Origin of the sequence: Flavobacterium sp. KACC 22763, from assembly GCF_028736155.1 — a bacterium.
Taxonomy (GTDB): domain Bacteria; phylum Bacteroidota; class Bacteroidia; order Flavobacteriales; family Flavobacteriaceae; genus Flavobacterium.
Genome location: NZ_CP117879.1, coordinates 3186805 through 3200751, shown reverse-complemented (window position 1 = coordinate 3200751; position 13947 = coordinate 3186805). Strand labels below are relative to the sequence as shown.

Annotated in this window: 11 protein-coding genes; 4 read left to right on the top strand and 7 right to left on the bottom strand. The window is 33.6% G+C overall.

Going from position 1 to position 13947, the window contains the following annotated elements; all coding sequences use genetic code 11:
- Positions 1–104: 104 nt before the first annotated feature.
- The 3 genes from purB to PQ463_RS12915 all read right to left on the bottom strand — a co-directional run bounded on the left by purB (position 105) and on the right by PQ463_RS12915 (position 2911).
- On the bottom strand, positions 105–1451 hold the full coding sequence (gene purB / locus PQ463_RS12925) for an adenylosuccinate lyase (protein WP_274254073.1): 1347 nt from the start codon (positions 1449–1451) through the stop codon (positions 105–107).
- A gap of 69 nt (positions 1452–1520) precedes the next feature.
- Entirely contained in the window at positions 1521–2213 is a 693-nt protein-coding gene (locus PQ463_RS12920) for a sterol desaturase family protein (protein WP_274254072.1), read from the bottom strand.
- On the bottom strand, positions 2210–2911 hold the full coding sequence (locus PQ463_RS12915) for an SIR2 family NAD-dependent protein deacylase (RefSeq protein WP_274254071.1): 702 nt from the start codon (positions 2909–2911) through the stop codon (positions 2210–2212). The genes PQ463_RS12920 and PQ463_RS12915 overlap by 4 nt, the downstream gene beginning before the upstream one ends.
- A gap of 165 nt (positions 2912–3076) precedes the next feature.
- Between PQ463_RS12915 and cysC the strand changes: the two genes are divergently transcribed.
- From cysC to PQ463_RS12895, 4 genes are read left to right on the top strand one after another with little or no spacing between them, the layout of a single operon-like run.
- Positions 3077–3604 (top strand): adenylyl-sulfate kinase, encoded by a 528-nt coding sequence (gene cysC / locus PQ463_RS12910; RefSeq protein ID WP_274254070.1) that lies wholly within the window; start codon positions 3077–3079, stop codon positions 3602–3604.
- A 5-nt stretch (positions 3605–3609) separates the two neighbouring features.
- Positions 3610–4299, top strand: a complete 690-nt coding sequence (locus PQ463_RS12905; protein WP_274254069.1) for an aspartyl/asparaginyl beta-hydroxylase domain-containing protein — start codon at positions 3610–3612, stop codon at positions 4297–4299.
- 2 nt (positions 4300–4301) lie between these two features.
- On the top strand, positions 4302–5270 hold the full coding sequence (locus PQ463_RS12900) for a sulfotransferase family protein (protein ID WP_274254068.1): 969 nt from the start codon (positions 4302–4304) through the stop codon (positions 5268–5270).
- A 60-nt stretch (positions 5271–5330) separates the two neighbouring features.
- Positions 5331–5993 (top strand): TrmH family RNA methyltransferase, encoded by a 663-nt coding sequence (locus tag PQ463_RS12895; RefSeq protein WP_274254067.1) that lies wholly within the window; start codon positions 5331–5333, stop codon positions 5991–5993.
- An 88-nt stretch (positions 5994–6081) separates the two neighbouring features.
- Here PQ463_RS12895 and PQ463_RS12890 read toward each other — a convergent pair whose 3' ends face one another.
- From PQ463_RS12890 to secA, 4 genes are all read right to left on the bottom strand, one after another.
- Positions 6082–7677, bottom strand: coding sequence for a PepSY domain-containing protein (locus PQ463_RS12890; protein WP_274254066.1), 1596 nt, complete (start codon positions 7675–7677; stop codon positions 6082–6084).
- An 83-nt stretch (positions 7678–7760) separates the two neighbouring features.
- Complete coding sequence (locus PQ463_RS12885) at positions 7761–9917, bottom strand: TonB-dependent receptor (RefSeq protein WP_274254065.1); 2157 nt, start codon at positions 9915–9917, stop codon at positions 7761–7763.
- Positions 9918–10004: 87 nt separating this feature from the next.
- On the bottom strand, positions 10005–10382 hold the full coding sequence (locus tag PQ463_RS12880) for a hypothetical protein (protein ID WP_274254064.1): 378 nt from the start codon (positions 10380–10382) through the stop codon (positions 10005–10007).
- Between the two features lie 171 nt (positions 10383–10553).
- A complete protein-coding gene (gene secA / locus PQ463_RS12875) occupies positions 10554–13898 on the bottom strand; it encodes a preprotein translocase subunit SecA (RefSeq protein ID WP_274254063.1) in 3345 nt (1114 codons plus the stop codon).
- Positions 13899–13947: the final 49 nt, after the last annotated feature.

The window sequence follows — 13947 nt, the reverse complement described above, 5'->3', positions numbered from 1 at the left end:
TCGAAAATGAAAAGGAGTATAATCTGGATTTAGCCTCTGGATTTAATAAAAAAAAGCTATCTCGATAAAGATAGCTTTTTTTGGTAAAATATTTGGTATTTTTCTTAGATTCCTGTGTAATTACTAGGAGTTATAGCTAATAATTCTGCTCTAACAGCATCTGAAACTTCTAGAGTTGCAATGAAATTATGAATTGCATTTTTGTCAATTGCTTCATTGGTTCTTGTTAAACCTTTTAAAGCTTCGTAAGGGTTCGGGTAAGCTTCACGACGTAAAATAGTCTGAATAGCTTCAGCAACTACAGCCCAGTTTTTCTCTAAATCTTCAGCAAATTTACCTTCGTTTAAAAGTAATTTATTTAAACCTTTCAAAGTCGCTTCAAAAGCAATAATGGTATGTCCAAACGGAACACCAACATTACGTAAAACAGTACTGTCAGTTAAGTCACGCTGTAATCTTGAGATAGGTAATTTTGCAGAAAGATGCTCGAAAATAGCATTTGCAATTCCTAAGTTTCCTTCAGAGTTTTCAAAATCAATTGGGTTTACTTTATGAGGCATTGCAGATGAACCAATTTCTCCAGCTTTGATTTTTTGTTTGAAGTAGTCCATTGAAACATACGTCCAGATATCACGATCTAAATCGATGATAATCGTGTTGATTCTTTTTAAAGCATCAAAGAAAGCAGCAAAATGATCGTAATGCTCAATTTGAGTGGTTGGGAAAGAATGTTTTAAACCAAGATCTGTTTCAACAAATTTATTTCCAAATTGTTTCCAGTCAATTTGTGGGTATGCTACGTGGTGCGCATTAAAGTTTCCTGTTGCTCCTCCAAATTTAGCTGCAAACGGAATATTGAACAACAAACGCATTTGCTCTTCTAAACGCTCTACGAAAACCAAAATTTCTTTTCCTAAACGAGTAGGAGAAGCTGGCTGTCCGTGCGTGCGAGCTAACATTGGAATGTCTTTCCATTCAACACTTAATTCTTTTAATTTTGCAATTACAGCAATTAAAGTTGGCATATAAACTTGCTCAAACGCTTCTTTTGTTGAAAGCGGAATGGCAGTATTATTAATATCTTGAGACGTTAATCCGAAGTGAATGAACTCTTTGTATTGAGATAAACCTAATTTCTCAAAAGCATCTTTTATAAAGTATTCAACCGCTTTTACGTCGTGGTTGGTTACTTTTTCTGTTTCTTTAATCCAAAGAGCATCTTCAGTTGAGAAGTTTTTGTAGATGTTTCTCAAGCTTTCAAATAAACTAGAATCAATACCTTGCAATTGTGGCAATGGAATTTGGCATAAAGCAATGAAGTATTCCACTTCAACCAAAACGCGGTATTTTATTAAAGCTTCTTCAGAGAAGAAAGGTGCTAAATTTTGAGTTTTATTTCTATATCTTCCGTCAATTGGCGATATAGCATTCAATTCGTTTAGAGTAGTCATTGTGATGTTGTTTTTTCGAAAGGTGCAAATATAAGCTATTGTTAAAACTTCTGAAAGCTATATTGATGCTTAAATTATGGTTTTGAAAATTTTATCCCAAATTGTAAAGTAAAAACCATAATTGTGAGACTCATTTTTATGATGATCATTATGGAATTTAGTAGTCGAAATCCATTTTGTGAAGTAATTGCGGTACCAGAAAGATGGAAAGATATCTTTTTTTAAATGTCCGAATATTCCATAAGACAGATTTAGAACAAGATAAATGATGATGCTCAAATAATTAAACTTCAAAATTGTAATTAAAAATAGCCATATAAAACCAAAGCCTAGAGTTTCTATCGGATGAAGCACATATAAACTGTAAACGTTCGTTTCTACATGGGTGTGATGCAGTTTATGAATTGGGTAAAGCCATTTTAAATGATGTACCAGATAATGAAAAACGAACATGAAAAGATCCATTAAAAGAATCAATAAAAGTGTATCAAAAATGATAAGTTGAATAGATGCCGAAAAATCTATTTTTAGGATTCCGTAGCGATATAATTCGAAACCAATTAAAGTGATGAATGTATTGCAAAGCAGTGTAGAAAGTACCCATTTTCGATCTTTATGTTTTAAAAAAGTGTTTTCAGGTTCCAATATTTTTCCAATTAAAATTGATAAAACAACTAGCAGTGAGTTTTCAATTAAAAAGAAAACAAAGAGCCAGCCAATATTAAATTGGAATAATTGATGCAACCAGCTTTCAAAAATCATGTTGTTTTTTCTAAGTTCAGTAATTTTTCTCTTAAATCGGCAACTCCTTCTGAAGCAAATTTGGCAATGGTTTCAACTTTATTGCGAAGGTTCGGAATTGAAATAGGTTTCGGATCTATATAAAAAACAGGAGTTGTGCTTGGAGTATAAGAAATTAATCCAGCAGCAGGATAAACTTGAAGCGAAGTTCCAATTACAGCAAAATAATCTGCAGTTTCAGTAATGTCAATGGCTTCCTCGAGTGCAGGAACTTCTTCACCAAACCAAACAATATGTGGGCGCAATTGATGTCCGTTTGCATCAAAATCTCCAGTAAGCAAATCTTCTGTCCAATCTAAAATCAGGTTTTTATTTTGAGTGCTTCGTACTTTTAGTAATTCTCCGTGCAAATGCAAAACGTTTGTACTTCCTGCGCGTTCATGAAGATCGTCAACATTTTGCGTGATAATCTGCACGTCGAAGTCTTTTTCCAATTCAGCCAAAATAATATGACCCAAATTCGGATTTACTTCTTTTAACTGTTGGCGTCTTTTATTATAAAAATCTAAAACCAACTCTTGATTTTTATGCCAGCCTTCTGGAGTGGCAACTTCCATCACATCGTGTCCTTCCCATAAACCATCGCTATCGCGAAAAGTTTTAATGCCGCTTTCGGCACTGATTCCTGCTCCTGTTAAAACAACAAGTTTCTTTTTCATTCTTAGTTTTTTAAAAGATAAAAATAGTGATTTCTTTATTCAAATGTTTAGTAAATAGTAAGGAGAGGCTACACTTTTTTGAATAAAATAATGGGGGTTTATACGCTTTGTCTCTCTTTCTGAATTGTTTAATTTTAATGTTCTGTTTGGTAAAAGCGATTCAACATGATTTTAATTCAATTTACAGGGCTTTCTGGTTCAGGAAAAACAACATTGGCTGAGAATGTCAGGCATCTGTTGCTTCAGAATAATTACGAAGCAGAGATAGTAGATGGCGATGTTTATAGGCAGACAATCTGTAAAGATTTGGGATTTTCTAAAGAAGATCGATGCGAAAATGTACGACGTCTTTTTAACGTTGGTAGAAGTTTGATCGAGGAAAATAAAATCGTTTTGATGTCAGTTATAAATCCCTATGAAAATGTTAGAAGTGAATTAAGAGCTTTTGAATTTGTAAAAACAGTATTTCTAGATTGTTCTATTGCTAATTTAATAGAAAGAGACCCGAAAGGATTATACAAAAGAGCTTTACTTCCAGACCATGATCAAAATAAAATTAGAAGTTTTACGGGGATAAGTGATGTTTTTGAAATTCCAGAAAAAGCAGATTTAGTATTAAAAACAGATTCTGAAACGGTTTCGGTTTCTGCCAATAAACTATACAATTTTATAATTAGCAATTTAAATTTTTAAGGCTTATGAATCCTTCTTCTTGTCAGCTTCCCATTTCTTTTTCGATAGAAAAACTGCAAAATGATTTATTGACTTGTGAAAATAATCTCTGGACGCCACATTTTAATACTTATCGATATGAGGGAAATTGGACAAGCGTTTCTTTGCGGTCACAATCTGGTTTAGAAACCGATATACTTTCTTTTGCTGACAAAGAATATAAAAACACGCCTTTGCTTGACAGCTGTCCTTATTTTAAAGAAATAATGGATTGGTTTCAGTGTGAAAAAGAAGCGGTGAGACTATTAAGACTTGGACCTCAAAGCGAAATTAAAGAACACGTTGACAATGATACTTCTTATGAAGATGGTTTTTTCAGAATTCATGTTCCTATTGTTACGAACTCTGAAGTTTATTTTTATGTAGATAAAAAACTAGTTCCAATGAAAATGGGAGAGTGCTGGTATGCCAATTTTCAATTACCACATAGTGTTCAGAACAAAAGTGCTGAACCTAGAATTCACTTAACGCTTGATTGCATCAGAAATGATTGGTCTGATGAATTGTTTTCTAAAATGGGTTTTGATTTGAATTTTGTACCCAAGAGACAATATTCAGATGAGGTTAAGCGGCAGATTATTGCAGAGCTTTTAAGAAATCCATCTGAAACTAACGCTAAGATTATTGCCGAAATTCAATCACAAATGAATTTATAAAAATGAAAAATATGCAGCATCTTATTTCAAATTGGATTCCGATTAAATTGATTGAAAAAGAAAATGAAGTCTATTTTGAATGGATTTATCTTTCAGACATACCTTTTGCAGATCCTTTTTTTGACGAAACAATTGCAAAATGCAGAAGTCACAGCTATAATTCAAAGCGGTTTAAATTAATAAGTACGGTTGAAAATCTTATTGATTGGTCTAAAGAACTCGATTTTGTAGAATTGAAAGGATTGATCTTTCATGTATCAAGATGTGGATCTACCATGTTGAGTCAGTCCTTGGCAACTTCGTCTGAAAATATAATGGTTTCTGAAGCACCTATTATTGATGAAATTTTAAGAAGTGATGCTTTTAATGAGAATACAAAAACAATTTTGCTGGAATCGGTTATTAGATTGCTTGGACAGAAGAGATTTGAAGAACAAAAGAATCTTATTGTAAAATTGGACGCGTGGAGTATTTTTAAGGCTTCTTATCTTAGGTCTGTTTTTCCTGAAATTCCTTTTGCGTTATTGTATCGAAATCCAGGAGAAGTTTTAAGATCGCATCAAAAGCAAGCTGGGATGCATATGGTGCCAAATATAATTCCGTCAAGCGTTTTTGGAATTGCTTCTAAAGAAATTCAAGAGCTGAGTTTACAGCAATATCAAGCTTTGGTTTTAGAAAAGTATTTTCAAGGTTTTCTGGATTTTTATGAAATTGACAGCAATGTAATTATGCTCAATTACAATGATGGAATGAAAAATGTCATTGAACGATTTATATCTTTTATTGATGTCGATTTTTCTGAAAATGAAATAAATCTAATGTTGGAACGTCTTAAAAAACATTCTAAAAATGAAAATGCTGTTTTTACGGGAGATTCATATAAAGATGATCTTTTGTCTGTAGATTTAGTTCAGCTCAATGTATTACACAAAAAACTTAATAGCAATTTTATTGCAGATTTGGCAGAGTGAAAAATCTGTTGAAACCTTCTTTCCCTTTTATTTATTATTTTTGCGCCAAACTTAAATAAAATGATTGATTTAGATTACCTCGCATTCTTAGAAAATATATTGACTGAAAACAGAAAAGCTAATTTTTTAAAAGTACTAGAAAATAGAACAAAACATTTTACAGTTGCAGTAGAAGATGTTTATCAGATGCATAATACAAGCGCGGTAATGCGAAGCTGTGAAGTTTTTGGAATTCAAGAGTTAAATGTAATCGAGCAGCGTTTTGGAAAAAGAATCGATAAAGAAATTGCTTTAGGTGCGCAAAAATGGGTTGACATCAATCGATTTGATTCAGTTTCAGGATGCCTTTCTGATTTAAGAAGTAAAGGGTATCAAATTATTGCAACAACTCCGCACGAGAAAGACTGTATGTTGGAAGATTTCGATATTACAAAACCAAGCGCCTTATTCTTCGGAACTGAAAAAGAAGGTTTGTCAAAAGAAATTATGGACAACGCCGATGGTTTCTTAAAAATACCAATGGTTGGTTTCACAGAAAGTTTAAATATTTCTGTTTCTGCCGCAATTATCATTCAAAGCTTAACGAACAGACTTAGAAGATCTGATATCGATTGGAAATTGTCTGAAGAAGAGATTTTGGTAAAAAGATTAGATTGGGCTAAAAATTCAATTCGAGATATTAAAAGAATTGAAGCTCGTTATTACCAAGATAATCCTAAATAATTTTTTAAGGTTCTAAGATGCTAAGATTCTAAGGTTCTAAGAAAAAAACTTAGTATCTCAGAATCTTAGCAACTTAGCATCTTAAAATTTACTTTTTCAGAAAAAGAACAAAACCTAAAATACTCACAATTAAAATTGAAAGCGCGGCCAAAACAGTCGCTAAATCCCGAATATTTTTTCCTGCCCAATCCATAAATAAAAATTTATGAAGAATGGCAAAAGAATAGCCTTCAACTAGATCTGAATTATCGACAACCGCGGCCAACCTTGATGTTGAGGTTTCAATAAAATAAGTTGTTTTTTCTGGCGTGTCATAGGCCAATTTCACGACAGGAAGCCTTTTGTTTACAAAACCATATTCTCTGCTATCAAAATCGGTTAAAACTTTTGACTCAAGCAATTTTATATTTTCAAAAGAAGGTTGAGAATCATCTTCTGAAGTATCAATCATTTCGCAACAAGAAGCTTTTGGAGTTCCGTCAGTAAAATAATAAGCTAAAAACTCAGCATATTCTAAATCGAGATTTGGTGCAACTTTATTTGTTGTGGCATTAATGTAAACCACTTCAGATTTTGAATCTTCTTTTTTATTCCATTTTGAATCTGATTTTGGTATTTTGAACCTTTTAGTTTCTTTTTCAAGCAATTGACATCTATAATAAGTAGAGTCATTCAATGTAATTAAACTGATGTTTTGAAAACGATTCCAATCTAAATTAAGATTATTGTTTGCACTAGGAATTTCTTTGGTCACAAAAGTTGGTTCGTAAACCATTTGCGATAACGTGTAAGGCGCCCATTTTGTAGTCGCATGATACGCACCGCTAAAAGCAAAAGTCAAAGTAAAAAGCGAAACCCAGATTCCAATTTGACGATGGTATTTTCTCAATCCTTTTTTTGGCGTTAAACTATCTGTTTTTTTGAATTGTTTCCAAAGCAAACCATAAATTAGAATCCCGCTCAAGGCAGAAAACCCAATAATTGACAATAAGAAAATCATTGTAATAATTCGGATGCTATTGTTGCTTATGGCATCTATAAAAGACCAATTGTGAAAAGTGTCGAAAAACCAGATAAAAGCTTGTCGAGAAATTGGGTTATAAGTTGCCAGTTTGCTAGATGAGGTTTCTACATATACTTGCATAGCATCTGAACGGTCAAAGCTTAATTTATAAACTGGTAAATACCGATTTACATATTTGTATTGTGCAGTAAATTCGGTTAGAATTTCAGTATTTTTTACAGGACTTTTTTGATCGTCTAAGAAATAACGAGAAAGCCATTCGGCATATTTTTGATCTCCGTTTTCTAGTTTTTTAGCAGTCGAAACATTATAATACCAAAGTTCGCCAAGAATAGTTTTTATTTGATAATAAGTTGAATTATTAAAAGTGACAATTCTAAAATTTTTGAATTGCGATATTTCATTTTTCAGTAAAACCTCTTGAATAGAATAATGCAATTGATTTTTATCGATAATGGCTTGTTCGATTTTGTCATGAGCAATTTCAGGTTTGAAAAAGTGCGCCATAAATGGATGCATCAAACCAGAAAATGTCCAGAAAATTACCGGAACAATTGTAATCAATCCAATAACACGATGCCATTTGTACATGTTTTGTTTGACTTTTTTGATGAATTTGGAATCTTTTTTCAAAGATTTTTTATTGGTTTCTTTATTCATAGTTAATTTTTTTTTGCCACAGATTTAAAAGATTAGAAAAGATTATTTAATCTGTGTTAATCATTTTAATCAGTGGCTAAATATTATTTTTTTAATGAAAAATTATATTGAATTCCGAACACAAAAGTCCTTGGCGCGGCAGCTGTATAAGTAGGCTGAGCATTGGCAACATTGGTTCTGGTAACATTGTAAGCGTACAATTTATCAGTAAGATTTAGCACGTTTCCGTAAACCTCAATTTTTTTCCATTGATAACCAATTCGTGCATTGAAAATATTGTAGCAGTCATATTTTACGGTATTAATCTGATCTTGATAATAACTGCCCACAAGTTGCCATTCTAGTGATGTTCTTAAATTTGGAAGCCAGTTTGGATAATAACTCACTTCTGAATTTCCTGACCATTTTGGAGCCGATGGCATTTCTTTTCCGTTTAAATCTTGAATCGGATCGGATGGTTTGTCTGAAAGTTTAAAATCAATATAAGTATGTTGCGCATATGTACCGCCAAGACGAATATTGAATTGTTTTGATGGTTTGTATGAAGCGCCAAATTCGATTCCTTTATGACGGGTTTCTCCAGCTGAACGATAATCGGTTGAATTGTCTGGAAGTTTGATGTTTAGCAATTCATTCTTGCCTTCCATATAATAAAAAGCATAATCAAGGTTTAGCTTATTTTCGAAGAAAGAAAGCCATCCGCCAATTTCATAATTATCAAAATCTGCAGGTTTCAGGTTATAATAAAATTCGGCAGGAACGCCTGATGTGCCGCCAGTTCCCGGTTTAGCTCTGAAAATTGAAGTAATTCCTGGAGGCGCAAAACCTTGAGAATAATTGCCATAAAACCCCGCAAATTCTACAGGATTGTAATTAGCTCCAGCTTTAAAAGTAAATTTGTCATATACTTTGCTTCCTGTAGAAAGATCAATTGCATTATCATAATTCACTTTCATATTGTCATAACGTCCGCCAACAGTAACAATTAATTTCTCAATTGGATTGAAACTGATTTGCGCATAACCCGCAGTGTTAAAAATATCAGCTGTATAATCTGAAAGTTTAGAATCAGGATGTTCGGCAATAATTTCATACGAATCTACCGTTTGTTTTCCTGGCTGTCCTGGATTCAAATTGGCTTTTAAATCAATTACATACGACCAATAGGTTACAGGAGAATAATCGTATAAAGCTCCGGCAACAAGTTTGGTGTTTAAAAAATCAAATTTTTGAGTGTGTTGTCCTATTGCACCGTAACTTTTAAAGTTGTTTGAATTTACTTCACCTTTGGCTGTTGTTGGATTTACAGTCGGGCTCCATTTGATTCCGTATGACGGATTCTGACCTAATTTATTGTCACGCAAATAAGCGGTAATGTAACTGTTTGAATTGCTATTCCAGTCATGTTCTAATGTTAAACGAGTTCGCAAAGCATCAGATTTTCTATAAGTAAAATCAGAAGTGCTTTTGTAAGTTCTGTTGTTGAAAGCTTCTTCATTAACAGTTCCGCTCATGTCAGAATAATATTTTCCGTACATCGTATTGCTGATCAGTCGGGTAGAAGGCGAGATGTTGTAATCAATTCTAGCATTCAGATTATCTTTATTGTAATCAGAATAGGTCATCCAGCCATTTTCCTGTAAACTTGAAATCCCTGCAATATGAAAACCAACTTTTCCAATTGTGGCGCCACCTGCGGCCTGAAATCTTCTGTAGCCATAATTGTCAGCTTGAATCCCGAATTTAAATTCAGGATCAACTGGAGGTTTTATCGAAATTAAATTGATAGTTCCGCCAACAGCTTCTGGTCCGTATAAAGAAGAAACAGGACCCTTTACAACTTCAATACTTTGCAGATTGTATTGGTTTATTTCCAATAATGCATTGTGGTTGAAAATTCCCATTGGACGAATTGGCAATCCGTCTTCCAGATATAAATAATAAGCATTTGTGGTCATAGGCTGACGAATAGACATCATGTGCTGTTCGTTTCCTAGATTTACCATCAAGACTCCGGGAGTTTTATTTATGATTTCGTAAACTGCTGTAGCCTTGGTTTCATTGATAGTTTTTGCAGTCAATTTACTGATCGCAACTGGAGTTTCTTTTCTCAAAGTTGCTGTACGATTTGCCGTTACAAAAACATTTTCAAGTTCTTGCTTTGTTGTGTCTTGCTCGGTTTTGTTTTGTGCAAAGACACATTGCCCTATGATTAATAGGGTAAAGTATATTTTTTTCATTTTGAATTATATAAATTAAAGCTGTAAGCTATAGGCAATACGCCGTAAGCTATGAACTGTAAGTCTTATAGTTAAGACTTTTAAAATTTATATAAAATAGGATGGAGGGTGAAAAATTGAATTTGCTATTGCAATAGGTTTTTTATCGAATGAAGCGAAAATTTTTGCTTTTGATTCGATAAGTCCCGTTAATTTGAAATTGTTTAAGATTGAAGTTTGAATGTAAATTACTTCTGCTTTTTCTTTCAGATTGTTTTGCATTCTTTTTTCGTTATCTGCGTATTTTTTTAAGCTTTTTTGAAGTTCACAACGACCATTACAGCTGTTGAAAACCATTTTGCGTTGTACACAGATTGTTTTAGAAATTTCTTCCTGATTTAATTTGAATGAGGTATAAACAAAGAAACTGCCAAAAGACGGAACTAATAGCATGCAAGAAAGAAATATGACGAAAAGTCGTTTCAAAATATGTTTCGTTGTTTTTGAGAGCAAAAGTACATTTTAAATTTATTTGCAAGAACGATTTTTGTCATTTAATGTAAAAAAAGAACAACTGGAGGGATTAGAAAAGAAAAACCCGACAGATTTTTGAAATCTGTCGGGTCTACTTATGTTTGCTATTTGAAATAGAAATTATTAGTTAATCAAAATCCAAGTTCCTTCAGCGATTAAAGCTTCTGCTTTTTTGTACTTCATTGTTTCCGTTTTACCAGTAGCAACTTCTTGAACTACAACAGTATCGTTTCTGTTGATTTTTGGCATATCTCTAACGATAGTTTCAGTAACTTGGCGTTGTTGAGTTTCTCCAGCTTCACGGTTGATGCTCTCACTGTTTGGGATTTCGTCTTTACTTAATTGTAAATTTTCTTTTGGACGAGCCACTTCTCTTGCTTCGTGAATTTCAGGAACGTTTTGAGCTGGCAAATCACCTTTGAATAAGAATGAAATAACTTCTTTGTTAACGTTGTCTAACATTCCTCTAAACAAATTGAAAGCTTCTAATTTGTAAATAAGCAATGGATCTTTTTGTTCGTGAACAGCCAATTGAACAGATTGTTTTAATTCGTCCATTTTACGTAAATGTTTTTTCCAAGCTTCATCAACAATAGAAAGCGTGATGTTTTTCTCAAAATCAGCAATCAATTGAGCACCTTCGCTATCGTAAGCTTTTTTCAAGTCTGTTACCACATTCAAAGTTTTGATTCCGTCAGTAAATGGAACTACAATTCTTTCAAAATGATTGTTTGGCTCTTCGTAAACTCCTTTGATAATTGGGAAAGCTTCTCTTGCGCTTCTTTCAGTTTTTTCTGTGTAGAATGCTAAAGCTTCTTTATATACTTTTCCTGTAACTTCGATATCATTTAATTTCGTGAAATCAGCTTCTGAAATTGGAGATGTGATTCCGAAATAACGAATTAAATCAAATTCAAATCCTTTAAAATCATTTGCTACTTTATTATTGCTTACAATTAATTCGCAAGTATCATAAAGCATGTTTGCGATATCCAGTTTCAAACGCTCTCCGAACAATGCGTGACGACGACGTTTGTAAACTACTTCACGTTGAGAGTTCATTACGTCATCATATTCTAATAAACGTTTACGAACACCAAAGTTGTTTTCTTCTACTTTTTTCTGAGCGCGTTCGATAGATTTAGTCATCATAGAATGCTGAATCACTTCACCTTCTTTTAATCCCATTCTATCCATTACTTTCGCAACTCTTTCAGAACCAAATAAACGCATTAAGTTGTCTTCAAGAGAAACGTAGAATTGAGAACTTCCTGGGTCTCCTTGACGACCAGAACGACCACGTAACTGTCTGTCTACACGACGAGAGTCATGACGCTCTGTACCTACGATTGCCAAACCTCCCGCAGCTTTTACTTCTGGAGATAATTTAATATCGGTACCACGACCAGCCATGTTTGTTGCAATAGTTACAACTCCAGCTTTACCAGCTTCTTCAACGATTTGTGCCTCTTGCTTGTGCATTTTAGCATTCAATACGTTGTGAGTGATTCCTCTCATTTTAAGCATACGGCTTAATAATTCTGAAATCTCTACAGAAGTTGTTCCAATCAATACAGGTCTTCCTGCTTGAGATAATTCAGTAACGTCTTCAATTACAGCGTTAAATTTCTCACGCGTTGTTTTGTAGATGTAATCTTCTTTGTCAATTCTTGCAATTCCGCGGTTTGTTGGAATTTCAACAACATCTAATTTATAAATCTGCCATAACTCTCCTGCTTCTGTAACAGCTGTACCAGTCATACCAGCCAGTTTGTTGTACATTCTGAAATAGTTCTGTAATGTAACAGTTGCAAAAGTTTGAGTTGCAGCTTCGATTTTTACGTTTTCTTTTGCTTCGATCGCTTGGTGAAGACCATCAGAGTAACGGCGTCCGTCCATGATACGACCTGTTTGCTCATCGACAATCATAATTTTGTTGTCCATGATAACATACTCTACATCTTTTTCGAATAAAGCGTAAGCTTTTAAAAGTTGAGTAAGAGTATGGATACGCTCGCTTTTTACTCCGAAATCTTGGAATAATCTTTCTTTAGCTTCAGCTTCAGCGTCTTTATCTAATTTTTGTTTTTCAATCGCTGCGATTTCTGTACCAATGTCTGGTAAAACGAAGAAATCTGCATCTGTATCTCCAGAAAGGTATTTAATACCATTGTCTGTCAATTCTACTTGATTGTTTTTTTCTTCAATCACAAAATACAAAGCTTCGTCTACTTTGTGCATTTCGCGATTGTTATCTTGCATGTATTGATTTTCAGTTTTTTGAAGCAATTGTTTAATTCCTTCTTCACTTAAAAATTTAATTAATGCTTTATTTTTAGGTAAAGATCTGTAAGCTCTTAATAATAAGAAACCACCTTCTTTAGTATTTCCTTCTTTGATTAATTTTTTAGCTTCAGCTAAGAAACCATTTGCTAACTGACGTTGTTGTGCAACTAAGTTTTCGATTTTTGGTTTCAATTCGTTGAATTCGTGACGATCTCCTTGAGGAACTGGGCCAGAAATGATAAGCGGTGTTCTAGCGTCATCAATTAATACAGAGTCAACCTCGTCGACAATTGCAAAATTGTGTTTTCTCTGAACTAAATCGCTTGGCGAGTGCGCCATGTTATCTCTTAAGTAGTCAAAACCAAACTCGTTGTTAGTTCCGTAAGTGATATCGGCGTCGTATGCTTTCTTTCTTTGTTCTGTACTTGGCTGGTGATTATCGATACAGTCAACAGATAAACCGTGGAATTCAAATAAAGGAGCTTTCCATGTGCTATCACGTTTTGCCAAGTAGTCATTCACCGTTACTAAGTGAACTCCGTTTCCTGTCAAAGCGTTTAAGTAAAGTGGAAGGGTAGCAACTAAAGTTTTACCTTCTCCTGTTTGCATTTCGGCAACTTTACCTTCGTGTAGTACCATACCACCAATTAACTGAACATCATAGTGAATCATGTCCCAAGTGATGTCTTTTCCAGCAGCATTCCATTTGTTAGCCCAAATTGCTTTGTCACCTTCAATAGTAATATATGTTTTTGTTGCTGAAAATTCGCGGTCTTTTGGAGTTGCAGTAACCTCGATATGTGAGTTTTCTTTAAAGCGGCGAGCCGTTTCTTTTACTACAGAAAATGCTTCTGGAAGAATTTCCAATAAAGTTTTTTCAGAGATTTCATAAGCCTCTTTTTCAAGAGCATCTATAGCATCGTAAATGTCTTCTCTTTTATCGATGTCTTCGATGTTTTCTACTTCAGCTTTAAGCGAAGCAATTTTAGCATCTTTATCAGCTCTAGCTTCTTTGATTTTATCTTTAAAATAAACGGTTCTTCCTCTTAATTCGTCGTTTGATAGACTCATTAAAGGAGTTTCGAATGTTTTAATTTTATTTAAGTAAGGTTGTAAAGCTTTGACATCTTTCTGCGACTTATCGCCGACAAAGACTTTAATAATACTGTTTATGAAACTCATGATTTATTGTATTTCTTTATTATATAATATGTATTTGAACCAAAAAAAA

Excerpts from the sequence above, each read along its gene's own strand:
- purB (WP_274254073.1), bottom strand. The coding sequence starts at position 1,451 with ATGACTACTCTAAACGAATTGAATGCTATATCGCCAATTGACGGAAGA.
- PQ463_RS12920 (WP_274254072.1), bottom strand. The coding sequence starts at position 2,213 with ATGATTTTTGAAAGCTGGTTGCATCAATTATTCCAATTTAATATTGGC.
- PQ463_RS12915 (WP_274254071.1), bottom strand. The coding sequence starts at position 2,911 with ATGAAAAAGAAACTTGTTGTTTTAACAGGAGCAGGAATCAGTGCCGAA.
- cysC (WP_274254070.1), top strand. The coding sequence starts at position 3,077 with ATGATTTTAATTCAATTTACAGGGCTTTCTGGTTCAGGAAAAACAACA.
- PQ463_RS12905 (WP_274254069.1), top strand. The coding sequence starts at position 3,610 with ATGAATCCTTCTTCTTGTCAGCTTCCCATTTCTTTTTCGATAGAAAAA.
- PQ463_RS12900 (WP_274254068.1), top strand. The coding sequence starts at position 4,302 with ATGAAAAATATGCAGCATCTTATTTCAAATTGGATTCCGATTAAATTG.
- PQ463_RS12895 (WP_274254067.1), top strand. The coding sequence starts at position 5,331 with ATGATTGATTTAGATTACCTCGCATTCTTAGAAAATATATTGACTGAA.
- PQ463_RS12890 (WP_274254066.1), bottom strand. The coding sequence starts at position 7,677 with ATGAATAAAGAAACCAATAAAAAATCTTTGAAAAAAGATTCCAAATTC.
- PQ463_RS12885 (WP_274254065.1), bottom strand. The coding sequence starts at position 9,917 with ATGAAAAAAATATACTTTACCCTATTAATCATAGGGCAATGTGTCTTT.
- secA (WP_274254063.1), bottom strand. The coding sequence starts at position 13,898 with ATGAGTTTCATAAACAGTATTATTAAAGTCTTTGTCGGCGATAAGTCG.